This is a genomic window from Rathayibacter sp. CAU 1779 (assembly GCF_054551755.1).
The window spans coordinates 745,225-769,142 of the sequence record NZ_JBTOLK010000001.1; the positions used below are offsets into that span (position 1 = coordinate 745,225).

Below are 23,918 nucleotides of genomic sequence, written 5' to 3' on the forward strand. Positions count from 1 at the left end.
CTCCCCTCCCCCCCCCCCCCCCCCCCCCCCCCTGCGCCGGCTGAGACGGCGCAGCAGTGCGCGCTTGGCGCTGGTGCGGCATGCCCCGCCTACCCCTCCGACGTCAGCAGCGCCTTGATCGCGCGGCGCTCGTCCATCGCCGCGTAGCCCTCCGCGACCTGCGACAGCGGCAGCGTGAGGTCGAACACCTTTCCAGGGTCGATCTCGCGACGCTCGATGCGCGCGACGAGGTCCGGCAGGAAGCGGCGGACGGGTGCCGGTCCGCCCAGCAGGTGCACCGTGGCGTAGAAGAGCTCCTCGCCGGGAAGTGCGACATTGTGCGAGACGCCGACGAATCCGACGTGTCCGCCGTGGCGGGTGGAGCGGATCGCCTGCATCATCGACTCCTGCGTGCCGACGGCCTCGATCACGGAGTGCGCGCCGAGTCCGTTGGTGAGTTCCTTGATGCGGGCCACACCGTCGTCCCCGCGTTCAGTGACGATGTCTGTCGCACCGTACTCGAGCGCGAGGTTCTGCCGGGATTCGTGGCGGGACATCGCGATGATCCGCTCCGCTCCCAGTTGCTTCGCGGCGAGCACGCCGAGGAGTCCGACGGCTCCGTCGCCGACGACCGCGACCGTCTTGCCTGGACCGACCTCGGCGGCCACGGCCCCGAACCATCCGGTGCCGAGCACGTCGGAGGCGGCGAGGAGCGAAGGGATGAGGTCGGCGTCCGGGGTGCCGTTCGTCGCGACGAGTGTGCCGTCCGCGAGCGGGACACGCAGGTACTCGGCTTGCGCGCCCTCTCTGCCCATCGACTGCACGTGCACGCATCGGGACTGGAATCCTGCCGCGCAGATCTCGCACGTGTTGTCCGAGGCCATGAACGAGCCGACCACGAAGTCGCCCACCTTCACGGTCTTCACATCGGTGCCGATCTCCTCGATCACCCCGACGTACTCGTGGCCCATCGGAATGGGGCGACGCACCTCGTTGATGCCGCGGTAGGTCCACAGATCCGACCCGCACACGCAGGATGCCGCAACCCTGATGACCGCATCCGTCGGCTCGATGATGCGCGGGTCATCGCGGTGTTCGTACCGCACGTCGCCCGGGCCGTACAGAACAGCTCCGTACATGTCAGTGCTCCTCGTGTCGTGTCGTGTCGCGGATGCCACCAGCTAACGCCCGTTCCGCGGCGCGCGGGAGTGTCTGGCGAGACGTGTACTGGCAGGGCGTCCCACGGCATCCGGTCGCGGCGTAGCGTCGCTGGTGTCGCTGGTGTCGCTGGTGTCGCTGGTGTCGCTGGTGTCGCTGGTGTCGCTGGTGTTGCTGGTGTTGCTGGTGTTGCTGGTGTTGCTGGTGTTGCTGGTGTTGCTGGTGTTGCTCGTGTTGCTCGTGTTGCTCGTGTTGCTCGTGTTGCTCGTGTTGCTCGTGTCGCTCGTGACGATCGTGTTGATGGTGTTGCTCGCCTTGACCGTCCTGATCGCGCCAGCTTTTGGGTGTCGCGCCCGAAATGCTGGCGCGGTAGCCACGAGCGGGCGCTGGAGGCCTGACGCGATCGGCGCGGTACGCAAGAGCGGGTGCTGAAAGTCTGGCGCGATCGGCGCGCTGGCAGCGCAGAGAGAAGGAGAGCATGAACCTCGAACCGACTCATCCGACCGGCAAGGGCTCTCCCGACTGGTTCACCGGCGATGTGTACGTGGATCCGATCGCCACTCGCAAGCCCGAGCCGTCCCGCATGGTGGTCAGCCGCGTGCGGTTCACGCCGGGCGCCCACACCGCCTGGCATTCGCACGCTCAGGGACAGACCCTGCACATCACCGAGGGCGTCGCGCTGATCGGGACGAGGGATGGCACGGTCATCCGCGCCGTTCCCGGCCAGACGGTCTACACGCCTCCCGGCGAGGAGCACTGGCATGGCGCGACGGCCGACCTCTTCATGGAGCACCTGGCGATGCTCGAGGACGGCGACGGATCCGAGCCGACGACCATCTGGCTCGAGCACGTCAGCGACGAGGGCTACGGCGCCGCGAACGCCAGCGCCGCCAGCGGCACCAGCGCAGACGCGTGACTCGACCCAACCATCCGCCGTTTTCCGTCGAGCGACCCGCTTGCTGTCGAGCCACCCCCTTACCGACGTGATTACGGGGGTGGCTCGGCGACAGAGGGGTGGCTCGGCAACGGAGGGGTGGCTCGGGGTGACGGGGACGGGGATGGGTGTGACAGCCACCCCGGATCGACGTGATCACCGGGGCGGCTCGGCATTGGAGGGGTGGCTCGGCGTGACAGGGACGGGCGCGACCCCGCGCAGCACCGCGTCGACGGCGTAGTCGAGTTCGGCGCGCGGATCCGAGACGTCCTGCTGCGGAGCCGCGGCCAGAGCCGGGAAGCGCGCGGCGACGGCTGCGCCCAGCCAGGGTTCCGGATCCGACGCCGTCACCGACCGTTCGAGCGTCGCGTACGTGCGGATCAGGCTGTCCAGCAGCAGAGCCAGGCGCAGCGCGTCGACGCCGGACGCCGGCGGGATCCCACGCACGAGCGCATCGATCCACGCGTAGGGACGCGGTTGGCGCGGCATCCCCGTCGCCTTCACGTCGGTCAGCCACGGATGCGCCGCATACCGGTCCGCGAGCAGCCGTACCCACTTCCGGGAGCGTGCCTGCCAGTCGCGCCCCGTGATGGCGGGCGGATCGCCGATCGCGGCATCCACCATCAGCTCGACGAGCGTCGCCTTGGCGTCGACGTAGCGGTACAGCGCCGTGGTGGTCATGCCGAGACGGGCTGCGACGCGGGAGAGGGAGACAGCGTCGAGCCCGATCTCATCCGCCAATTCCACGGCGGATGCCGCGACCTCCTCCGGGCTGAAGCGCGCCTTGGGCCCGCGAACCGGTGAGGACTCGACGCCCCAGAGCACCTTGAGCGCACGACTTTCCGAACTGTGCATGACATTCACTGTAGCTTCTGTTACTGTGAACATCATTCACAGAAAGGGATGTCACATCATGACCACTGCATTCATCACGGGAGCATCATCCGGAATCGGCGCACGCACGGCGGCGCTGCTGGTCGAGCGCGGGCTGACCGTCTTCGGCGCGGCACGCAACACCGACGCGGTAGCGGCGATCGAGGGTGTGATCCCGGTCAAGCTCGACCTCTCCGACGACGCCTCGATCCGCGCTGCCGTTGCGCAGGTGACCGAGCGTGTCGGCACGGTGGACATCCTGATCAACTGCGCCGGCTACGGCGAGTTCGGCACCGTTGAGGAGACCTCACTCGACGCCGCGCGTCAGCAGCTCGAGGTGAACGTGGTCGGAGCGATGGGCCTCATCCAGGCGGTGCTGCCCGGCATGCGCGACGCCCGCCGCGGGCGCATCGTCAACGTGTCGTCGCTCGCCGGCGAGTTCGCCGCGCCGCTCGGCGGCTGGTACCACGCCTCGAAGTTCGCCCTGGAGGCACTCTCCGACTCGCTCCGCGGCGAGGTCGCGCAGTTCGGCGTCGACGTCACGCTCGTGCAGCCCAGCTATGTGGCAACGGACTGGCACGACACAGCCATGGAGCACCTCGCAGAGGCATCCGGCGACGGTCCCTACGCCGGCATGGCGGCCGCCATGCGCCGCTACTTCTCCAGCCCCGCGCTTGCCAAGCAGATGTCGACCCCGGATGCCGTCGCCCGGCTGATCGTGAAGGCCGCGGTGACTCCGCACCCGCGGACGCGCTACCGCATCGGCGCGGGTGCGAACATCGCCGTCGCCATGGCGACCGTGCTGCCGGACCGCACCTTCGACGCCCTCACCCGCAAGCAGTTCGGGTACGCCTGATCGGCCTCCGTCGCTGTCTACCGGTCGCCGACTCTGTCGCGCCACTTGCGCACTCTCGCGCCGCCCTTCCTGACGCTTGATGTCGCTTCCGGTCGCCGATGCGACGACACGGGCCAGGAACTCGGGGGTGGGAGTGGCGATGCGACGACACGGGCCAGGAACTCCGGGTGGGAGTGGCGATGCGACGACACGGGCCAGGAACTCCGGGTGAGAGTGCCGATGCGACCGCGGCGACTGTCCTCCTAGACTGCGACAGTGTCCGTGACCACCCGCCGCATGCAGGACCTGACCGTCGACGACCACACCATCACCGTTCCGCTGGTGTGGAACGAGCCGGCGGATGTCCGCACCATCGACGTGCACGCATCCGTCATCACCGGAGAGGGCGGCTCCGACCTCCCCTACCTTGTGTACCTGCAGGGCGGACCGGGATTCGAGGCGCCGCGTCCGTTCCACTCGTCGACGGATCCGTACTGGCTGGACCTCGCCCTCGCGCACTATCGCGTCGTGATGATCGACCAGCGCGGCACCGGCACGTCGACACCGGTGAGCGACGCGGACCTGGAGCGCGGAGCATCCGAGCTCGCCGAGTACATCACGCACCTGCGCGCCGACTCGATCGTGCGCGACTGCGAGGCGATGCGCGAGCACCTGGGCGCCACGACGTGGAGCGTGCTCGGCCAGTCGTTCGGCGGGTTCACGACGCTCGCGTATCTGACGACGGATGCCGCATCCCTCGAGCACGTGTACCTCACCGGCGGCCTGAGTGCCGTCGGTCGTCATCCCGATGAGGTCTACGCCCTCACGTACGACAAGATGCGCACCGAGTCCCTGAGGTACTACCGGCGCTTCCCCGAGCATCGGGATGCCATGCGCCGCCTCGTCGACCGCGCGGACGCCGGACGGATCGTGTTGCCCGACGGCGAGGTGGTGTCCGTCTCGCGGCTGCGCTCCATCGGCATGCTGCTCGGCACGAACGACGGATGGCAGACGGTCTGGTCGCTCCTCAACCAGGATCCGGCCACCAACGCGTTCCGCCACGACCTGGCGCACGCACTCCCGTTCTCGGCCCGCAACCCGCTGTACTACGTGTTCCACGAGTCCAGCTACGCGGACGGACACGCCACCCGCTGGTCGGCCGAACGCGTGGAGCCGGACGACTTCCGCGCGGATCCCACGCTCCTCACCGGGGAACACGTACGGCGTGAATGGCTCGACACCGTCCCCGGCCTGCGGCCGTGGCGTGACGTCACGCTGGAGCTCGCGGAGTTCGAGTGGCCGCGGCTCTACGACGCGAGCGTGCTGCAGGCATCCGGTGCCCGCGGTGCGGCGGCCGTGTACGTCAACGACGCGTATGTTCCGTTCGAGTTCTCGATGGAGACCGCTGCGCTGCTGCCCGGCGTGACGCCGTGGGTGACGAGCGAGCACGAACACAACGGGCTGCGCTCCGGCGACGTGCTGACGCGCCTGATCGACCTCGCGCACGGACGCCGCCTGCGCTAGTCGTCATCGCACTCGCGCCGGGCCCGAATGCCTGGCGCTCGATGTCGCTTCCCGCGAGGGAAGCGACCACACGCGCCAGGGATTCGTGCGTGGCGCGAGTCAGCGGGCCGAAGGGCGCTGCGGCGCCGTGCTCGCGCGCACCACGAGGCGGCGCTCAGAACCCGCTCAGAACCCGGTCGGCGCCCGCAGCGTGTACGGCGCCTCGAGGGCCGCGGCCTCGTCATCCGTGAGCTCGAGGTCGAGTGCGGCGACCGCGTCGTCCAGGTGTGCGGGCTTCGATGCGCCCACGATCGGGGCATCCACCACAGGGTTGCGCAGCACCCAGCCCAGTGCGACCTGCGCCATCGGGATGCCGCGCGCGGCTGCGACACGCTCGACGGCATCCGCGATCGGCTGGTCGGCATCCTGGAAGAAACGGTTCTGCAGCGGATCCGTCTGGCCGCGCTGACTGGACTGCTGACCCCAGGGCCGGGTGAGGCGCCCCTTCGCGAGCGGGCTCCACGGGATGGATCCCACCCCCTGGTCGTCCAGCAGCGGGAACATCTCGCGCTCGTCCTCGCGCATCATCAGCGAGTACTGGTTCTGCATCGAGACGAAGCGGGTCCAGCCGCCGAGGTCGGCGGCGTGCTGCAGCTTGGCGAACTGCCACGCCCACATCGAGGATGCCCCGATGTACCGCGCCTTGCCCGCCTTCACCACGTCGTGCAGTGCCTCCATCGTCTCCTCGACCGGGGTTTCCTGGTCGAAGCGGTGGATCTGGTACAGGTCGACGAAGTCCGTGCCGAGGCGCTTCAGCGACGCGTCGATGTTCTCCATGATCGCTCGGCGGCTGAGCCCTGATCCGCCGGGACCGTCGTGCATACGGAAGTTCACCTTCGTTGCCAGCACGATCTCCTCGCGGCGGGTGAGCTCGCGCATCGCGCGGCCCACGATCTCCTCGCTGGTGCCGTAGCTGTAGATGTTGGCGGTGTCCCAGAACGTGATGCCGAGTTCGAACGCGTGCCGAATGATCGGCAGCGCGTCGTCGTAGCCCAGCGACCACTCGTTCCAACCGGTGGAACGGTCGCCGAAGCTCATGCACCCGAGGGTGATGCGGCTCACCTTGAGGCCGGTGCTGCCGAGTCGTGTGTACTCCATGGCGGTTCTCCTTGTGTTCGTTCTGCTGGCTGAGCGTGTCTCTCCCACGGGTTCAACGTCTCTCCTGCTGGTTGAGCTTGTCGAAACCAGCATTGTCAGGCGTCGGCTGGTTTCGACGGGCTCAACCAGCGGGTAGGCCTCGACCGGGGTCAAGCGGCGGAGGTGGCCGGTTCCAGGCGCAGCGTCACGTCGTGCACCGACGGTCCGACGATCCCGGCCGTGATGCTTGCGTAGCGCGCCGCGTACTTGTCCCGGTACGCGGCGTCGACGGCGGGCTGCTCGGCGGCATCCGCCAGCACGAACTCGACGTCGTGTGCGACACCGGCGATCCGGATGCTCCCCCGCCCCGAAGCGATCGCCCGCCGGTACCACGGATTGGCGGCGCCGTGCGCCGACCGGATGTACACCCCACCGTCGGCGGCGACCGACCAGATGGTGACATACGGACGCAGACTGCCGTCGGCACGGTACGAGCTGATGCCGACTTCCTCGTTCCGGGTGACGGATGCCAGGTCGTCGTCGGTCCAATGCGTGCTCATGGTGCTCCTCCCTCGTGGACGTGTCCATGTCACCGCGATCAGCGGCGACACGCCAGTGCCCGCCGTTCCGTGTATTGCCAGTACCTCCCTTTCCCGCCTCACGGGACGTACCGTCGAGGCATGACGATGCAGCAAGACGTGCGCGAGTTCCTCAGTTCTCGCCGCGCGAAGGTCACGCCGGAGCAGGCTGGACTGCCGGTCTACGGCGGAAACCGTCGTGTGCCCGGGCTGCGCCGCGAGGAGGTCGCGATGCTCGCCGGCGTGAGCGTCGACTACTACAACCGGCTCGAGCGCGGCAATCTCGCCGGCGTCTCCGAGACGGTGCTCGACGCGCTGTCGCGGGCACTCCAGCTTGACGAGGCCGAGACGGCGCACCTGTTCGATCTGGCGCGTCAGGCCAACCGGTCGCCCCTTGCCCGGGCACCGCGCAAGCGGTCTGATGTCGTGAGGCCGAGCATCCAGCGGGTCCTGGATGCCATCACCGACGCCCCGGCACTGCTTCGCAACAACTACTTCGACTACGTCTCCGCCAATGCGATGGGTCGTGCGCTCTATGCGCCCGTGTTCGCCGAGCCGGCACCGAACAGCGCGCGCTTCACGTTCCTGAATCCTGCCGCGCGGGACTTCTATCCCGAGTGGGAACAGGTCTCGGCCGAGCTGGTCGCCACCATGCGTGGCGAGGCCGGACGGAACCCGTACGACAAGCGTCTGAGCGACCTCGTCGGCGAGCTGTCGACGCGATCGGACCGGTTCCGCACCCTGTGGGGTGCTCACAACGTTCGCTACCACCGCAGCGGGGTCAAGCGGCTGCATCATCCCGTCGTCGGCGACCTCGAGCTCGTCTACGAGGCGCTCGAACTGCCCGCGGATGCCGGCCTCACAATCTCGACATACACCGCCGAGCCCGGCACCCCGTCTGCAGACGCCCTCAAACTTCTCGCCAGTTGGGCGGCCACCAGGGACGCCCCGCCCTCGCATCCAACGGAATCGCGTCCCTCGGCGGCGCCGTCAGCCTCCGCCGGCTGAGCCTGTCGAGCCAGCCCTCTCTGTCCATCACACCTCGTCCATCACACCTCGCTGGTTGAGCTTGTCGGAACCGGCCCTGCCCGACCACGCTGGCCCGACAAGCTCGACCGGCGAGAACAGCTGAACCGGCGGGAACCGTTCAGCCCGCGGGAACAGCTCAACCGGCGGGAACCGTCCAGCCCGCGATACGCCACACAAGGAGAACCACTCATGATCGATCTCACACTGAACAACGGCGTGACGATGCCCGCTCTGGGCTTCGGCGTCTTCCAGAGTGCGCCGGAGGTGACCGCGCAGGCGGTCGAGACGGCGCTGAACGTCGGCTACCGGCACATCGACACGGCCGCCGCATACGGCAACGAGCGCGAGGTGGGCGAGGGCATCCGTCGCTCCGGCGTGCCGCGCGACGACGTCTTCATCGAGACGAAGGTCTGGGTATCGGACTACGGCTACGACCAGACGCTGCACGCGTTCGAGAAGGCCGTCGGCAAACTCGGGATCGAGACCCTCGACCTGCTGATCCTGCACCAGCCGGCTCCCGACCGGTTCGACAAGACGATCGCCGCATACAAGGCGCTCGAGACCCTGCTCGCCGACGGACGCGTGCGCTCGATCGGCGTCAGCAACTTCATTCCCGAGAAGCTGCAAGAACTGGTGGATGCCACCCGGATCGTTCCCGCCGTCAACCAGGTCGAGCTGCACCCGTACTTCCGCCAGCCGGACGTTCAGGCTGCGGATGCCGAGCACGGCGTCATCACGCAGGCATGGTCGCCGATCGGCGGTATCACGTTCTACCCCGGATACGGGGACGAGCGGCGCAGCGTGATGGACGACCCCACCCTGCAGGAGCTCGCGGCGACCCACGCCAAGTCGCCGGCGCAGGTGATGCTGCGGTGGCACCTGCAGCAGGGACGGTCGGCGATCCCCAAGTCGACGAACCCGGAGCGGATCGCGCAGAACTTCGATGTCTTCGACTTCGAATTGAGTGCCGAAGAACTGGCACGGATCGATGCGCTCGACACTGGTGTGCGCAGCGGGCCTGACCCCGAGGTGCCGCGGCCGGCGATGTTCGACAGGGTGATCCCCGAGGTCTGATCCCGCGCCGTGACTTCCCGCGGTGTCCTCCCGCGCTGTGTCTCCCCGGTCTGTGTCTTCCAGCGGCACTTCGGACCCGATGCCGGCGCGCCGCGAGCGGCCCCCGGCGTGTCTCAGGGAATCGCCGCGGGAACGAACGCATTCCTGAGCCGACTGGGCGAGTCGAAGTGCAGTGCCGGCAGGCACCCTTCGACTCGCACCGCTCGCTCAGGGGGCCGAGGGAGCCGAGGGGGCCGAGGGAGCCGAGGGGGCCGAAAGAGCCGAGGGGGCCGAGGGAGACGAAAGATCCGTGAGAGCCGATGGCACCGCGAATGGTCCCGTCGAGGCCCGCAGCACGAGCTCGTTGTCGATGAGCCGCAGTCCCGAATCGATGCGCTCGCCTCTGATCGCCTGACTGAGCAGCCCGAACGCCTGCTGCCCCACCTCGGTGAAGTTCTGGCGCACCGTCGTCAGCGGCGGCCAATACTCGGCGGATTCCGGGTTGTCGTCGAATCCGACCACGCTGATCTCGGCTGGCACCGCCCGTCCGGCTTCGTGCAGGGCACGGAGAACGCCGAGCGCGAGCTGGTCGTTGGCGCAGAACACGGCCGTCACATCGTCCCTGCCGGCGATGACCTTGCCTGCTTCGTAGCCTGACTCGGCGTTCCACGTGCCGCCGAGCAGCTTCGGCACGTCGCATCCGTGGGCCTCGAGCGTCTCGCGCCAGGCGTCGGCCCGGTCGGCGGCGGCGTTCGAGGTGTCCGTGGGTCCGGACACATGCCAGACCGTCGGATGTCCCAACTCCAGCAGGTGCTCGACCGCCAGCCGCGCGCCCTGCTTCTGGTTCGCGTTGACGGAGACACGATCCTCGTACTCGCGAGAGTCGACGAGCACCGACGGGATGCGATCCGGAAACGTGATCGAATGCTCGCTGAGTTCGTGCGCCTCGACGATGACGATGATGCCGTCGACGGCTTCCTGGTCGAGCCGGGAGAGGGCATCCGTGATGCTGCCGGTTGAGGGATCCCCCGTGGAGATCAGGTCGATGGAGAAACCCTTTGCGGCCGCAGCCGTCGTGATGGCGTCGAGGATGCGCACCGATCCGATGTTCTGCAACGAGAACATCAGCACGCCGACGTTCTGGAAGCGCCCGCTCTTCAATGCCCGGGCCGCGCTGTTCGGTCGGTAGTCCAGCTCGGCCATGGCCGCGAGCACGCGATCCCTCGTGGCCGCCTTCACGGTGTCGAGCCCGTTGGAGACGCGGCTCACGGTCTGTGCTGACACTCCGGCGCGGGCGGCGACGTCCGCGATGGATGCTGCGCGTTGGCGCCCTCGCGGCTCCATCAACACCATGCGTCACTCCCTGCCGTCGACCGCGCGCCGTGCGGCGGCAGGATCGGTTCCTGCATCGTATTCAACTCCGGCGTTCGCCCGCACCCACGGTGCGTCCCAGCTCTCTCGTTCGGTCTGGTTCCGGCACCACATCGTTCGGCTGTCTGTTCCTTTCGCCCGAGGGCCCGCGGGACCGACACTTCGGGACATCCGAGCAGGGATAGGGCGACGCTCGCCACGACGTGCTCGATCGGTCTTCGCGCGCGTGGTCCTTGCGCGCTCGCGGTCTCGCGCGTGTGGTCTCGCGCACGCCCATGCGTTCCGCTGTCCCTTCGTGTCGCTCACGGCGTGCTGAACCGACACTTCGGGACAGCGGAACCACAGAGGTCCAGGGCCTTTGGGCCACTGGAGTGGCGCCACAAGACCCCGTGCCACGGGCCCCACGGCCACACGACCCGGGGCGCGACGACTCGGAGCCGGGACTCGTCGAGCGCGGAGCCGGCGCCCGACGGGTGACGTGGCCAAAGCACCCGTGCAACTATGTTAGCGTAAACATGTTTACGTGAACATTGCGTGATCGGATGTCGACCCGAACGGCATCCACCCCTGGTGCGAACCGGTGCCTCATGGCGCCGGGGAGCACCGCCCCCTACGCACCCGATGAAGGTTGCCCGTGTCATCCCTTACTCACAACACCGCAGGTCGGCTGAGCACGACCGCCGCGACGTCGCAGACCGCCGCTGCCGCAGACTCGCACAACGCTGCTGCGGCAACGTCCCGGCAGACGGTCGCCACGGGCCGACGGAAGACGACGACCCCGCCCGGCCGACGCAAGGGCTCCGTGCTGCAGCGACGCGTCTCGTTCGCCGGCGTCGGCTTCGTGACGCCGTTCATGATCGGACTCGCGCTCTTCGTCGTCGCACCGATCGTGTACGCCCTCTACCTCAGCGTGTTCCGCACGCAGCTGGTCGGCGGCACGACGTTCGTCGGGCTGGGCAACTACATCTCGCTGTTCCAGGACGTGAAGTTCTGGCAGTCGTTCCTGCGCGTGCTGCTGTTCCTCGTGGTGCAGGTGCCGATCATGCTGGTGCTGTCTCTCGTGGCGGCTCTGGCGCTGGACAGCGCCCGCCTGCACGGCGCCGGATTCTTCCGCATCGCGATCTTCCTGCCCTACGCGGTTCCCGGCGTGGTCGCCGCCCTCATCTGGGGTTTCATCTACGGCGACCAGTTCGGACTGACGGCGGCCGTCAACCACGCGTTCGGATGGCACCTCGAGCCGCTCGCCAAGTCCTGGATCCTCGGCTCGATCGGCAACATCGTGACCTGGGAGTTCATGGGCTACAACATGCTCATCTTCTACTCCGCGCTGCGGGTCATCTCCCCTGACCTGTACGAGGCGGCCGAGCTCGACGGTGCCGGAGGGTGGCGCGTGATGTGGAGCATCAAGCTCCCGGCACTGCGGGGCTCCATCGTGATCGCGGTGATCTTCTCGATCATCGGAAGCTTCCAGCTCTTCAACGAGCCGAACCTTCTGCAGCCGCTCGCACCGAACTCGATCAGCAGCTACTTCACCCCCAACATGTACGCCTACAACCTGTCGTTCGCCGGTCAGCAGTTCAACTACTCCGCCACCGTCGCGATCGTGATGGGCCTCATCACCGCAGTCATCGCGTACGTGGTGCAGGTACGAGGCACGAGCGCGGAGAACCGATGAGCGCAGAACCGATGATCACCGGACCGATGACGACCGCCGCCACAACGACGACCACTCGCACGACTGCCGCGTCCGCGACCACGCGACGTGCGGCATCCGCTGCCCGTCGTTCCTCGCCGGTGCGCCGCCGTCGCTCAGCGACCGTCGCCCGCCCGCGCAAGAACCTCGTGCTCACGATCGTGATGATCGTCTTCGTCATCTACTCGTTCGTGCCGCTGGTGTGGCTGTTGATCAACGCGTCGAAGACGCAGGGCGACCTGTTCTCCACGTTCGGTCTCGGGTTCGGCAACCACTTCGCGCTGTGGGACAACATCGTCGAGACCCTCACGTACAAAGACGGCATCTTCGTGCACTGGCTCGGCAACACGCTGCTGTACGTCGTCGTCGGCGCCGGCGGCGCGACGCTGCTGGCCACCCTCGCCGGATACGGCCTGGCCAAGTACAAGTTCCGCGGCCGCCGCGCGGTGTTCGCCATCGTGCTCGGCGCCATCGCCGTTCCGGGCACCGCGCTGGCCGTGCCGACGTTCCTGCTGTTCAGCCAGCTCGGCCTGACGAACACGCCGTGGGCGGTGATCCTGCCGTCGCTGATCAGCCCGTTCGGCCTCTACCTGGTCTGGACGTTCGCGATCGACGCCGTTCCGACCGAGGTCCTCGAGGCAGCGCGCATGGATGGCGCGAGCGAGTTCCGCACCTTCTTCACGATCTCGCTGAAGCTCCTGGCGCCGGGCATCGTGACGGTCGCGTTGTTTGCCATCGTCGCCACCTGGAACAACTACTTCCTGCCGCTCATCATGCTCAGCGACCCCACTTGGTATCCGCTCACCGTCGGTCTCAGCCAGTGGAGCGCACAGGCAACGGGCGTGGGCGCGCAGCCCATCTTCAACCTGGTCATCACCGGAAGCCTCCTCACGATCGTGCCGATCGTCGTGGCCTTCCTCTTCCTCCAGCGCTACTGGCAGTCCGGCCTGACCGCCGGAAGCGTCAAGGCCTGACCGGGCAGCGGATGCCACCACCCGGCATCCGCGTCATCTCACCTCTTCAATTCCCTCCATCTTGTTTCGACCCCTTCCATCCCGATGAAGTGAAAGGCAACCCATGAATCACAGCAAGCGATCGTCGGCTCTGCGCCGCATCGCATCCGTGGCCGCGGCGGGCGCCGTCGTGGCCGCCGCTCTGGTCGGATGCTCGTCCGGCTCCGGTAACGGAGGCAGCGCATCCGACGTCGAGTCCGCCCTGCAGAAGGGCGGAACGATCACCTACTGGACGTGGACCCCCGCCGCCAAGGCGCAGGTCAAGGCGTTCGAGAAGGCCTACCCGAAGGTGAAGGTGAACCTCGTCAACGCGGGCACCAACACCACCGAGTACACCAAGCTGCAGAACGCCGTGAAGGCGGGCAAGGGCGCTCCGGATGTCGCCCAGGTCGAGTACTACGCACTGCCGCAGTTCGCCCTCAGCGACTCCCTCGTCGACCTGAACCAGTTCGGCTTCGACAAGCTGAAGAGCGACTACTCGGTCGGACCCTGGAACAACGTCAACGTGCAGGACAAGCTCGTCGGCCTGCCGCAGGACTCCGGCCCCATGGCGCTGTTCTACAACAAGACGGTCTTCGAGAAGTACGGCATCGACGTGCCCACCACGTGGGACCAGTACGTCGACGCGGCCAAGAAGCTCCACGCGGCCGACCCCAACGCGTACATCACCGCTGACAGCGGCGACCCGGGCTTCATGACGAGCATGGCGTGGCAGGCGGGCGGCCACCCGTTCAAGGTCGACGGCACGAACGTGACCATCAACCTGCAGGACGAGGGCACCAAGAAGTTCACGTCCGTCTGGAACCAACTCGTGGAGAACAACCTCCTCTCCCAGACCCCCGGCTGGACCGACGACTGGTACAAGCAGCTCGGCAACGGCGACATCGCGACGATGATCACCGGTGCATGGATGCCGGGCGTGCTCGAGTCCTCGGTGCCGCAGGCCTCCGGTGACTGGGCCGTTGCCCCGATCCCGACGTACGACGGCAAGGCCGCCAACGCCGAGAACGGCGGCAGCTCCGAGGTCGTCATGAAGCAGAGCAAGAACCAGGCGCTGGCCGCCGGATTCCTCAAGTGGCTGAACGACAGCAAGGACAGCGTCAAGATCTTCATCAACTCGGGCGGCGGATTCCCGTCGACCACGGCCGACCAGAACTCGAGCGCCTTCCTGAACCAGGCTCCCGAGTACTTCGGCGGTCAGAAGATCAACCAGGTGCTGGTCGACGGCGCCAAGGACGTGCTCACCGGATGGCAGTACCTGCCGTACGAGGTGTACGCGAACAGCATCTTCTCCGACACCGTCGGACAGTCCTACAGCGATGCCAAGCCGCTCGACGACGGACTGAAGCAGTGGCAGCAGTCCCTCGTGAAGTACGGCAACGAGCAGGGCTTCAAGGTCAAGGCCGGATAGCCAGCTCACCCACCCGAGAGCGGACCGGCTCGGAATCCTCGAGCCGGCCCGCTGTCCATGTACGGTCCTAGCCGACACGGACAACGCCGGCCCACCGGCACTTCACACACCGCCCCCGCACCACCTGGAGTCCATCCCATGGGTCGTTTCGAGATCGGATCCGACGCCTTCCTGCTCGACGGCACACCCTTTCGCGTCATCTCGGGAGCCATGCACTACTTCCGCGTGCATCCGGGGCAGTGGCGGGAGCGCATCCGCCTGGCCAAGGCGATGGGCCTCAACACCATCGAGACCTACGTTCCATGGAACGAGCACGAGCCCGAGCCGGGAGTCTTCGTCACGGATGACCCACGGCTGGGCCTGCGTCGCTACCTCGAGCTCATCGCTGAGGAGGGCATGCACGCCATCGTGCGTCCCGGTCCGTATATCTGCGCGGAGTGGGACGGCGGCGGGCTCCCGGCCTGGCTGCTCACGGATCCGGATCTGCGGATGCGCACCTCGGATCCGCGCTTCCTCGAACCCGCGAGCCGTTTCCTGCACCACATCCTCGGGCAGGTCGCGCCGCTGCAGATCGACAACGGCGGACCCGTCATCCTCGTGCAGGTCGAGAACGAATACGGCGCGTACGGACGCGACAAGGAGTACCTCAAGGCGCTGACCGAGGTGACCCGCGCATCCGGGATCACGGTTCCGCTCATCACGGTGGATCAACCGGCCGGCGACATGATCGCGGACGGCAGCCTGCCGGAGCTGCACAAGACGGCATCCTTCGGATCCCACGCCGCTGAGCGGCTCGCCCATCTGCGCGAGCAGCAGCCGACCGGGCCGCTGATGTGCGGCGAGTTCTGGTGCGGATGGTTCGACCACTGGGGCGCGCATCACCACACGACGTCGGCACAGGCATCCGCTCACGAGCTCGACGCTCTGCTGGCGGCCGGCGCCTCAGTGAACATCTACATGGTGCACGGCGGCACCAACTTCGGCTTCACGAACGGCGCCAACGACAAGGGCGTCTACCAGCCGATCACGACCTCCTACGACTACGACGCCCCGATCGACGAGGCGGGACGGCCGACCGAGAAGTTCTGGGCGTTCCGCGAGGTGATCGCGAAGTACGCGCCGGTGCCCCACTTCGGGCGGGCGGATGCGCCGACCGCGCCGACGTTCGAGGTTCCGCTTCGTCCGGCCGCAGACGTGCTGACCGCGGCCGAGTCGCTGCAGCACGCGGTTCGGCGTTCGGGCGACCCGCTGCTTCCGCGCGAGGGCCCTCTCACAGATGACGTCCGTCTCCCAGATGGCGTCCGTTTGGCAGACGACGTCGTTCTGGCAGACGAGGTCCTTCTAGTAGATGACGTCCGTCTTGCAGATGATGTCCTTCTTGCAGATGACGTCCGTCTTGCAGATGATGTCCTTCTTGCAGATGACGTCCTTCTTCCAGATGACGTCACACTCGTAGATGACGAGACCGTCGATGCCGTCGCGCCTGCGGATGTCGCATCCCCGGCCCCCGCCTGGACCCGCCACACCGCGCTCCCCACCATGGAAGATCTCGGGGTGTACCGCGGCCTCGTCGCCTACCGCACGACCCTCGACACGGATGCTCCCGCACTCCTCGCCTTCGCCGAGGTACGCGACCGTGCGATCGTCCTCGTGGACGGCATCCGCATCGGGGTTCTTGCGCGTGAGCGGCACGAGCGTGCGCTCGTGGTCCCCGCCGGACGCGAGCTCGTGGTGATCGTCGAGGATGAGGGCCGCGTGGACTACGGACTCCGCATCGGCGAACGCAAGGGTCTCATCGGCCCGGCCACGCTCGACGGCGTCGCCCTCGACGCCTGGGACACGCTCGTGCTCGACGTGGACGCGCTCGTCGACGAGCGTGCCGTCGTCCCCTCGTCCGCGAGGGATTCCGAGGGTGCCGCCGTCCTCTCGTCCGCTCTTGATGCCGACCGTTCCGCTGTCCCGAACGGTCGGTCAGCGGTCTCCGAGGCGACACGAACGGACAGCGGAACGGAGTCCGGCGACGTTCTCTCGACACGAACGGACAGCGGTATCGGGTCAACTGAGGCGTCTTCGACGCCCGCGATGCTTCCGACGTTCCACCGCGCGGAGTTCGACCTCGCAGAGCCATCCGATCTATTCCTCAGCACGGACGGCTGGGGTAAAGGCCTCGCCTGGCTGAACGGCTTCGCGCTCGGTCGTTACTGGAGTGCCGGGCCGCAGCACACGTTGTATGTGCCACGCGGAGCGACGCGTGCGGGATCCAACGACCTTGTCATCCTGGAGCTGGATGCCATGGCCGAACCCGTCGCCCGCTTCGTCGCCGACCTCGAACTGGGGCACACGGAGGAGTAGTCCGACAGGACCCGCGGGTGTGCGAACCGTCGCGACGCTCGTCGGGCGGCTGCTGCCAGGATGGCGGGGTGGGCGCGCGAACGAGAGCGGTGATCTGGGACTGGAACGGCACCCTCCTCGACGACGTCGAGCCGGCCATGCGCACCATGAACACCGTGCTCGCCGAGTTCGGCATGCCGGTCGTGCCGGATCTTGCGACGTACCGTTCACTGTTCGGCTTCCCGATCCGTGACTTCTATGCCCGGCTCGGGTTCGATGTGACTCCTGGCGGGCAGTTCGAAGGCGCGGCAGACCGCTATCTGGAGCTGTTCGACGCGGCGGTGCTCGAGGCATCCTTGCGGCCGGGTGCACGTGAGGCGGTCGACGCCGTGCGCGGGCTCGGGATTCGGCAGGTGCTCATCTCGGCCACCGTCGAGCCGATGCTGCACCGGCAGCTCGAACCGCACGGTGTCCAGGGGTGGTTCGACGAGATCCACGGCATCACGGATGCCTATGCCGGCTCCAAAGCGTCCGCGATCGCCGGATGGCTGGCTTCGTCCTGCCTGGATGCTCGCGACGTGGTCATGGTCGGCGACACCGATCACGACGAGAGCACCGCCAGCGAACTGGGCGCGAGGTTCGTCGCGTTCGAACACGGCCACCAGGCCGGCCGCTTCGGTGTCGACGTGAGGATCGACGACCTCAGGCTGTTGCCGCTGCTGCTCTGACGGCCCGACGACGGCAACCGCCCCCAGCCTCCGGCGAGCGGTCTCAGTGCCGGCACAGCTGCGCATTCCGACGGTTCCGCCGAAGCAGGACCTTCTACCTGGCAGACACCCATCCCAAGGCGACGGCGTAGACCGGCAGTAGTAGCAGGGCCGCGATCTCGACCAGGGCCAACACTGAAGGGCAGATCCAAGCTGCCCGGAGCCACTTGCGATTGTTGTCTTCGGCGTGAGTACGGTGCAGTGCAGCAGCGGCGGCGAGAGGGAGCGCCACAATCGGCACGGGACTGACCCACACGGCAGCGCGGGCGAAGACCTCCCACGTCTCGAGGTCGCGAGGACCTGTCTCCTTCTTGCGCAGGCGATCCGCTTCGTCCTCCAGTTTCTTGCGTGCGAGGTCGAGAAGAGGCGCCGAACGATCACCCCATAGGCGGGGTAGCGATAGAGACGCTGGAACAAGCACGACAGGCACGAAGAGGAGAAGCCCGAAGCCTATCGCGGGTACATAGGCCCAGGGCTGGTCTCGTTCGACAACGAGCGGGAGTGCGTAGCCGATGAGCTGGACCGCGAAGATAAGCACCATCATGGCCGGAAGAATTGTCAGCATGATCAGATCGAGAGCCTTGCCACGAAGCACCGCCGTCGCGGCCTCAGGTAGGACGATCACAGCTGTTGCTGTGGAGATCACCGCGATGCTGGCGAAGATGAAGGCTGCGTTGCTGTCCGGTACCAGACTCCAAGCGGCGAGAGCGGCCAGAGTGACGGCGCTGACGCCCGTGCCGCAGCTCCACCAGATGAACCGCTGACGTGGGCGAGTGGATCTGTGGCCGGAGACGCGATCTGCGGCGATGCGGAGAGCGGCGATCCCCTTCTCGCGATACGCGTCCGCCAGCCGTAGAACGCGCGCTTCCTGCTGAGTGATCGCTGCCGCATCCGAGGTGAGAAGCAGTGCGACGACGGCGCCGAGTGGGACGCCGAAAAGACCTTTCACATCGAGAGCTGACTCGCTCACGGTCGTCACGAAGCCATTGACGAACGTGCAGAGGGCGATGTACGCGGCCGCGGTCGCGACAATGCTTGAGAATCCTCCCCAGAACTGGCGATGCGCGACCGCGTCTTCCGGTGTAAGGCGATCAGGGTCGCGAGGGAGTCTGAGGAGCGCCTGGAGTGCGATCGAGACGGTCAGGAGAACAACGAGCGCCGCGCCCGCATCCTGGAGAGTGATGCTCGGGTAGGGGAAGGAAGGGCTCTTCGTCACCCGATTCTCGAGCAGCGATTCGGTTGCGAACACGATTTGGGCCGCGTACAACAGAACGGCGACTCCGACCGCCGTTCCGATCGTGCGCAGAATCGCTCGTGAGTACCGTGCTCCTGCTTCGACGACTACCGACGGCTGAGGCGTCAGTGGCGCCGGCGGTGTTTCCGGGGCAGTTGGAGTCTGTGTGCGAGCGCCCTGAGCAAGGAATCTCATGATGCTGCCTTTCCGCCTTCTGATGCCGTCAACGGCAGCTGCGTTCTGCAACTGAGCAACATAACTCTCGCCACCGACATCCGGAGCGCGGATGGTGATTCGCTCGTCGAGCGCACGGTCGACTGGGAAGCATGAACGCCGGGCGGCGTCGTGCTCGACCGCGTCCGACCCGTAAGCGGAGCGCGGGCTCGTAGATCTCATGACCAAGAACTACGTCCGGATCGCCGGACAATAACCGATATCACACACGATATAATCGAAGCATGGCCCGATTCGACGTCACCGTGGCTCCGTCGCTCGTCAGCGCGGCGCGACGCGACGCCGGACTGACGCAGCGAGAACTCGCAGAACGAGCCGGCATCGCGCAACCGAATCTCGCGGCGATCGAGGCTGGTCGCCGCGTGCCATCCGACGACCTCCTGGAGCGCATCCTTCGCGCAGCGGACTATCGGCCCAGCACCGCCCTTCGCCTGCACCGCTCCGAGGTGGAGGCGATCGCCCGCCGGTTCAGGCTCGAGAATCCGCGCGTCTTCGGCTCGGTGGCGACGGGGACCGACGGATACACCAGCGACATCGACCTGCTCGTTGATCTGCCGAGCGACGTGGACACGCTCCGCGCTTATGCAGCGCCCGAGTACATCGAGCGACTCCTCGGGTTTCCGGTGGACATGTTCGTTGCATCCGCGGCAAGCGGGTCGGAGATCGGGAACCGTGTGCTCGCCGAGGCTGTGCCGTTGTGAGGCGTGCGTCTCCGACCAGTTCGAAGGATGGATCCGATGAGCATCGTCAGCGTGACGCGAGAAATCTCGCGATCGAACTTGCTGGCATCCGTTCGAGAGTGGAACGCGTGCGATCCAGCGACCCCGGTGATTTCGTCGAGGGATCGCCGTCGCACGATGCTGCGAGCATGGCGATCATCCGCTTGAAGGCACTCACCGAAGTTCCCGACTTCGCACCTTTCTTCCGAGTGCTCGATGACGAGCAATTGGCGGGACTGACCCGCGTCAGGAACATCGCGGCCCACGGCGGATATCTGGCCATGAACGACGACATTCTCTGGGACGTCGTGACCCAGCGCCTTGAGCCCATCCTCGATGTCGTCGAGAAGTTGGTGCGGGAAGGCGACTGACCCTACACGGCCCTGCCTACCTCACGCCAGAATCGTCCAAGGATCCTCGATCAACCGCGTGAACGTCTGCAGCCACTGCGCGGCGAGGGCGCCGTCGATGATCCGGTGGTCGCTGTTCAGCGTGTAGCGCATGCGCTGCCGCGGCACGATCTGTCCGTCCACGACCGCGGGCTCCACCTTCGTGCCGCCGACGGCGAGGATCGCGCCCTCTGGCGGGTTGATGATCGCGGTGAACTCCTCGACCCCGTACATGCCGAGATTGCTGATGGTGAACGTTCCGCCGCTCATCTGCGTCGGGGTGAGCTTGCGGTCCTGCGCAAGCTTCACCAGCTGCTTGGCTTCCTCGGCCAGGCGGCCGACCGATTTGGTGTCGGCGTCGTCGATCACCGGCACCACGAGGCCGTGGTCGGAGGCGACAGCGATGCCGATGTTGATGCGGTGATGCACCTGCATGGTGGTGGCATCCTCGCCGGTGAAGCTGGCGTTCACGAGCGGATGCTCGCGCAACGCGAGCGCAGCGGCCCGCACCAGCAGGTCGTTGACGCTGACCTTCTGCCGTCCGGCCGCGACGAGGCGCTCGTTGAGCGTCGCGCGCATGGTCATCAGCTCTTCGGCGTCGGCGACGGCCGTGACGGCGAAGTGTGGGATGGTCCGGGCGCTCTCCGCGAGTCGCCGCGCGATCACCCGCCGCACCGAATCCATCGGCACCTGCTCGGTGCCGCGGCGCTCGTCGAGCGAGCTCGATCCGGGACGGGGAGCGGATGCCTGGGCCGGCGCCGGAGCGGACGCCGTGGGTGCGCTCTCCGCGGGCGCGGGAGCCGCAGGGGCCGCAGCCGATGCGGGCGCGCCGGCCGTGGCATCCGCTGCGCCGATGAGGTGCTCGACGTCGGCACGGATGATGCGCCCTCCGGGACCGGTGCCCGTCACGGAACGCAGGTCGATGCCGTTCTCGCGAGCGATCGTGCGGACCACGGGCGACGCGAGCAGACGCTCCCGTGAATTCGCACCCGCGGCTGCGGCTGCAGGTTCCGAGGATGCGGCCGGTGCGGATGCGGTCGGTGCGGACGCGGTCGGTGCGGACGCGGTCGGTGCGGAAGCAGCCGGCGCAGCAGTCTCGGCGACCGACCGGGTCGGCGTCTCGGCGGTGGCCGTCTCGACGGCGTCCGCGGTGGCGTCTTCGGGAGTCGCCGCCGCGCCGGGAGCGGTGGCAGCCGAGGCCGCGCCTGCGGCCGCACTCGGGGTGGTCTCACCACCGCCCGATCCGCCCGGCGTTCCGTCCAGCTCCGCGATCGGGGTGCCGATCGCCACCGTCTTGCCCTCCGGCACGAGGATCGCGGTCAACGTCCCCGCTTCGTAGGCCTCGAAGTCCATGGTGGCCTTGTCGGTCTCGATCTCGGCGAGCGTCTCACCTGCCTCGACGTGGTCGCCGATCTTCTTGTACCAGGTGGAGATCGCGCCCTCCTCCATCGTGTCGGAGAGGCGGGGCATGGTGATCTGTTTCATGACGATTCCTTGTTGTTCGTCGAAGGTCTCAGTTCGTCCGGAGCGCTCAGCGCCGCCGTCCGACGGCGTCGAGCGTCTGGTGCACGGCGTTCACGACGTCGTAGACCGACGGCAGCGCCGCGGTCTCGAGCGGCTTCGCATAAGGCAGCGGAACCTCGGCCATGGCCACGCGCCGCACGGGGGCATCCAGGTAGTCGAACGCTCCGTCGGAGATGGATGCGGCGATCTCTGCGCCGATGCCGTACGTGAGCCAGTCGTCCTCGAGCACGACCGCCGCGTTCGTCTTCTTCACGGACTCGATCACCGTGTCGCGGTCGAGTGGACGCAGGCTGCGCAGGTCGACCACCTCGATGTCGAGACCCTCGGTCTCGGCCAGACGGTCGGCGACCTGCTGGGCGACCAGGGCCATCCGGGAGTATCCGATGAGCGTGAGGTCCTTGCCGGTGCGCGTGACCTTGGCTTTGCCGATCTCGGCCGGCTCCACGTGGTCGGGCACGTCGCCCTTCGTGTTGTAGAGCGCGAGGTTCTCGAGGAACAGCACCGGGTCGTCGTCTCGGATGGATGCCATCAGCAGCGCCTTCGCGTCGGCCGGCGTCGACGGGGCGACCACCTTCATCCCGGGCACGAACGCGTAGTACAGCTCGATGTTCTGCGAGTGGGATGCGCCCAGCTGCTGCCCGCCGCCGCCCGGCGTGCGGATTACCATCGGCACGCCCAGCTGTCCGCCGAACATGCCGTGGATCTTCGCCGCATGGTTCACGATCTGGTCGAGCGCGAGCAGCGAGAAGTTGATGGTCATGATCTCCACGACCGGCCGGAGGCCCAGCATCGCGGCGCCGATCGCCGCGCCGGTGAAGCCCTCCTCGGAGATGGGGGTGTCGCGCACGCGGCGCGCGCCGAACTCCTTGAGCAGGCCGGCGGTGATCTTGTACGAGCCGTCGAAGATGCCGATCTCCTCGCCGATCAGCATCACGTTCTCGTCGCGCAGCAGCTCCTCGCGCAGCGTGTCGTGCAGCGCCTGCCGGTAGGTCATCTCGGTCATGCGATCCTCCCGGAAGCCTGCGCGGTGGTGGCCAGAGCCGGGGAGGGAAGCGCCGGGAACAGCGGATCGCCCGGGTATCGACGCGAATCGTTCGCGACCGGTGTGGCGTACGTGTAGTCGAAGAGGGTCGAGACATCCGGATTCGGGCTGGATGACGCGAACGACGCCGCATCGTCGACGATCGCCGTCGCCTGCCGGTCGATCTCTGCCAGCTCCGTGTCGTCGAGCACGCCGGCCTTCTTGAGCGTGGCCGCGAACGTGTGCACGGGATCGTTCTCCTTGAGAAGCTCGACCGTCTCCGCGCTGCGGTACTTGGCCGGGTCGACGACGGAGTGCCCGCGAAGGCGCTCGGTCATCACCTCGAGCAGATACGGACGTCCGGATCGCGCTACCGCGACGGCCTTCTTCGCGGCGGCGGCGGTCTCCTCCGGATCGAGTCCGTTCACTCGAGCGGATTCGATGCGGTAGGCGGCGCCGCGCTTGTACAGGTCGGGTTCCGCGGACGAGTGCGCGACATCCGTTCCCATGCCGAGGCCGTTGTTGATGATGACGTAGACGATCGGAAGGTCCCAGAGGCCGGCGAGGTTCAGCGACTCGTGAAACGCGCCGGTCGCCGTGGTGCCGTCGCCCATGGTGCACATGACGATCTCGGACCGGCCCTGGTACTGCAGCGCGAGCGCCGCGCCGGTGGCGATAGGCAGTTGGCCGCCGACGATGCCGTATCCGCCGAGCAGGCGGTGCGTCACGTCGAACATGTGCATCGAGCCGCCCCAGCCCTTGGAGACGCCGTCGACGCGGCCGTAGAGCTCGGCCATCACCCGTCGCGGCTCGATGCCGCGGTTCAGCGCATAGCCGTGCTCGCGGTAGTTCGTGAACAGGTAGTCGTCGGGGTTCAGCTCGCCGAGCAGACCGACGATCGCGGCCTCTTCGCCGAGGTTGAGGTGGCAATATCCGCCGATCAGGGCTTCGGTATAGGCGCGCTGCGCGCGCTCCTCGAAGCGGCGGATGAGCATCATGTGCGTGTAGTACTCCGTCAGCCGCTGCCGCTCGGCGTCGCCCAGCTTCGGGCGGCGTGTGGAGCGGGACGGAGCAGGACGGGTCGTGCGAGCGGACGTGGTTCGCGTCGTCCGCGCCGGATCGGCCATGGAAC

General features: G+C 67.3%; 22 protein-coding genes and 1 pseudogene. 14 read left to right on the forward strand and 9 right to left on the reverse strand.

The genetic code is table 11. The features are described from left to right. Positions 1-89: 89 nt before the first annotated feature. Positions 90-1,118 carry a zinc-dependent alcohol dehydrogenase family protein gene (locus tag ACX9R5_RS03345; RefSeq protein ID WP_459407581.1) on the reverse strand — a complete coding sequence of 343 codons (1,029 nt, stop codon included), beginning with the start codon at positions 1,116-1,118 and terminating at the stop codon, positions 90-92. Between the two features lie 133 nt (positions 1,119-1,251). Here ACX9R5_RS03345 and ACX9R5_RS03350 point away from each other — a divergent pair, with 133 nt between their 5' ends. Further along, entirely contained in the window at positions 1,252-1,569 is a 318-nt protein-coding gene (locus tag ACX9R5_RS03350) for a hypothetical protein (protein ID WP_459407582.1), read from the forward strand. 46 nt (positions 1,570-1,615) lie between these two features. Continuing rightward, on the forward strand, positions 1,616-2,053 hold the full coding sequence (locus tag ACX9R5_RS03355) for a (R)-mandelonitrile lyase (RefSeq protein ID WP_459407583.1): 438 nt from the start codon (positions 1,616-1,618) through the stop codon (positions 2,051-2,053). A 174-nt stretch (positions 2,054-2,227) separates the two neighbouring features. Here the strand turns inward: ACX9R5_RS03355 and ACX9R5_RS03360 are convergent, their stop codons facing one another. Beyond that, positions 2,228-2,926 (reverse strand): TetR/AcrR family transcriptional regulator, encoded by a 699-nt coding sequence (locus ACX9R5_RS03360; protein WP_459407584.1) that lies wholly within the window; start codon positions 2,924-2,926, stop codon positions 2,228-2,230. Positions 2,927-2,984: 58 nt separating this feature from the next. Here ACX9R5_RS03360 and ACX9R5_RS03365 point away from each other — a divergent pair, with 58 nt between their 5' ends. Further along, on the forward strand, positions 2,985-3,800 hold the full coding sequence (locus tag ACX9R5_RS03365) for an oxidoreductase (protein ID WP_459407585.1): 816 nt from the start codon (positions 2,985-2,987) through the stop codon (positions 3,798-3,800). A gap of 255 nt (positions 3,801-4,055) precedes the next feature. Continuing rightward, positions 4,056-5,303, forward strand: a complete 1,248-nt coding sequence (locus ACX9R5_RS03370) for an alpha/beta fold hydrolase (protein ID WP_459407586.1) — start codon at positions 4,056-4,058, stop codon at positions 5,301-5,303. Positions 5,304-5,468: 165 nt separating this feature from the next. On the opposite strand, the gene ACX9R5_RS03375 is transcribed toward ACX9R5_RS03370, so the two are convergent. Continuing rightward, entirely contained in the window at positions 5,469-6,440 is a 972-nt protein-coding gene (locus ACX9R5_RS03375; RefSeq protein ID WP_459407587.1) for an aldo/keto reductase, read from the reverse strand. 149 nt (positions 6,441-6,589) lie between these two features. Then, complete coding sequence (locus tag ACX9R5_RS03380; RefSeq protein ID WP_459407588.1) at positions 6,590-6,979, reverse strand: DUF2255 family protein; 390 nt, start codon at positions 6,977-6,979, stop codon at positions 6,590-6,592. A gap of 120 nt (positions 6,980-7,099) precedes the next feature. On the opposite strand from ACX9R5_RS03380, the gene ACX9R5_RS03385 reads away from it, so the two are divergent. Next, entirely contained in the window at positions 7,100-8,005 is a 906-nt protein-coding gene (locus ACX9R5_RS03385; RefSeq protein ID WP_459407589.1) for a helix-turn-helix transcriptional regulator, read from the forward strand. Positions 8,006-8,215: 210 nt separating this feature from the next. Then, positions 8,216-9,100, forward strand: coding sequence for an aldo/keto reductase (locus ACX9R5_RS03390; RefSeq protein WP_459407590.1), 885 nt, complete (start codon positions 8,216-8,218; stop codon positions 9,098-9,100). Positions 9,101-9,307: 207 nt separating this feature from the next. Here ACX9R5_RS03390 and ACX9R5_RS03395 read toward each other — a convergent pair whose 3' ends face one another. Next, positions 9,308-10,432: a LacI family DNA-binding transcriptional regulator gene (locus tag ACX9R5_RS03395; RefSeq protein WP_459407591.1), complete on the reverse strand. Its 1,125-nt coding sequence runs from the start codon at positions 10,430-10,432 to the stop codon at positions 9,308-9,310. Positions 10,433-11,252: 820 nt separating this feature from the next. Between ACX9R5_RS03395 and ACX9R5_RS03400 the strand changes: the two genes are divergently transcribed. The 6 genes and pseudogenes from ACX9R5_RS03400 (at position 11,253) to ACX9R5_RS03425 (ending at position 17,626) form a co-directional block, all read left to right on the forward strand. Continuing rightward, entirely contained in the window at positions 11,253-12,125 is an 873-nt protein-coding gene (locus ACX9R5_RS03400) for a carbohydrate ABC transporter permease (RefSeq protein WP_459409026.1), read from the forward strand. Then, complete coding sequence (locus ACX9R5_RS03405) at positions 12,122-13,117, forward strand: carbohydrate ABC transporter permease (RefSeq protein WP_459407592.1); 996 nt, start codon at positions 12,122-12,124, stop codon at positions 13,115-13,117. The genes ACX9R5_RS03400 and ACX9R5_RS03405 overlap by 4 nt, the downstream gene beginning before the upstream one ends. A 103-nt stretch (positions 13,118-13,220) precedes the next feature. Beyond that, positions 13,221-14,567, forward strand: a complete 1,347-nt coding sequence (locus ACX9R5_RS03410; protein WP_459407593.1) for an ABC transporter substrate-binding protein — start codon at positions 13,221-13,223, stop codon at positions 14,565-14,567. Positions 14,568-14,705: 138 nt separating this feature from the next. Next, a pseudogene (locus ACX9R5_RS03415) lies at positions 14,706-15,773 on the forward strand (glycoside hydrolase family 35 protein); the annotation flags it as partial. A gap of 333 nt (positions 15,774-16,106) precedes the next feature. Next, positions 16,107-16,919 (forward strand): hypothetical protein, encoded by an 813-nt coding sequence (locus tag ACX9R5_RS03420; RefSeq protein ID WP_459409027.1) that lies wholly within the window; start codon positions 16,107-16,109, stop codon positions 16,917-16,919. A 68-nt stretch (positions 16,920-16,987) separates the two neighbouring features. Then, positions 16,988-17,626, forward strand: coding sequence for an HAD family hydrolase (locus tag ACX9R5_RS03425; RefSeq protein ID WP_459407594.1), 639 nt, complete (start codon positions 16,988-16,990; stop codon positions 17,624-17,626). A gap of 94 nt (positions 17,627-17,720) precedes the next feature. Here ACX9R5_RS03425 and ACX9R5_RS03430 read toward each other — a convergent pair whose 3' ends face one another. Further along, positions 17,721-18,881 carry a hypothetical protein gene (locus tag ACX9R5_RS03430; protein WP_459407595.1) on the reverse strand — a complete coding sequence of 387 codons (1,161 nt, stop codon included), beginning with the start codon at positions 18,879-18,881 and terminating at the stop codon, positions 17,721-17,723. 476 nt (positions 18,882-19,357) lie between these two features. Here ACX9R5_RS03430 and ACX9R5_RS03435 point away from each other — a divergent pair, with 476 nt between their 5' ends. Then, a complete protein-coding gene (locus tag ACX9R5_RS03435) occupies positions 19,358-19,834 on the forward strand; it encodes a helix-turn-helix domain-containing protein (protein ID WP_459407596.1) in 477 nt (158 codons plus the stop codon). 167 nt (positions 19,835-20,001) lie between these two features. Then, entirely contained in the window at positions 20,002-20,223 is a 222-nt protein-coding gene (locus tag ACX9R5_RS03440; protein ID WP_459407597.1) for a HepT-like ribonuclease domain-containing protein, read from the forward strand. 21 nt (positions 20,224-20,244) lie between these two features. Here ACX9R5_RS03440 and ACX9R5_RS03445 read toward each other — a convergent pair whose 3' ends face one another. The 3 genes from ACX9R5_RS03445 to pdhA are packed head-to-tail and all read right to left on the reverse strand — an operon-like array spanning position 20,245 to position 23,913. Next, positions 20,245-21,726, reverse strand: coding sequence for a dihydrolipoamide acetyltransferase family protein (locus ACX9R5_RS03445; protein WP_459407598.1), 1,482 nt, complete (start codon positions 21,724-21,726; stop codon positions 20,245-20,247). 46 nt (positions 21,727-21,772) lie between these two features. Continuing rightward, positions 21,773-22,768: an alpha-ketoacid dehydrogenase subunit beta gene (locus ACX9R5_RS03450; RefSeq protein ID WP_459407599.1), complete on the reverse strand. Its 996-nt coding sequence runs from the start codon at positions 22,766-22,768 to the stop codon at positions 21,773-21,775. Then, the gene (gene pdhA, locus ACX9R5_RS03455) at positions 22,765-23,913 is read right to left on the reverse strand and encodes a pyruvate dehydrogenase (acetyl-transferring) E1 component subunit alpha (RefSeq protein WP_459407600.1); all 1,149 of its coding nucleotides are present in this window, start codon (positions 23,911-23,913) and stop codon (positions 22,765-22,767) included. The genes ACX9R5_RS03450 and pdhA overlap by 4 nt, the downstream gene beginning before the upstream one ends. Between the last annotated feature and the right edge of the window lie 5 nt (positions 23,914-23,918).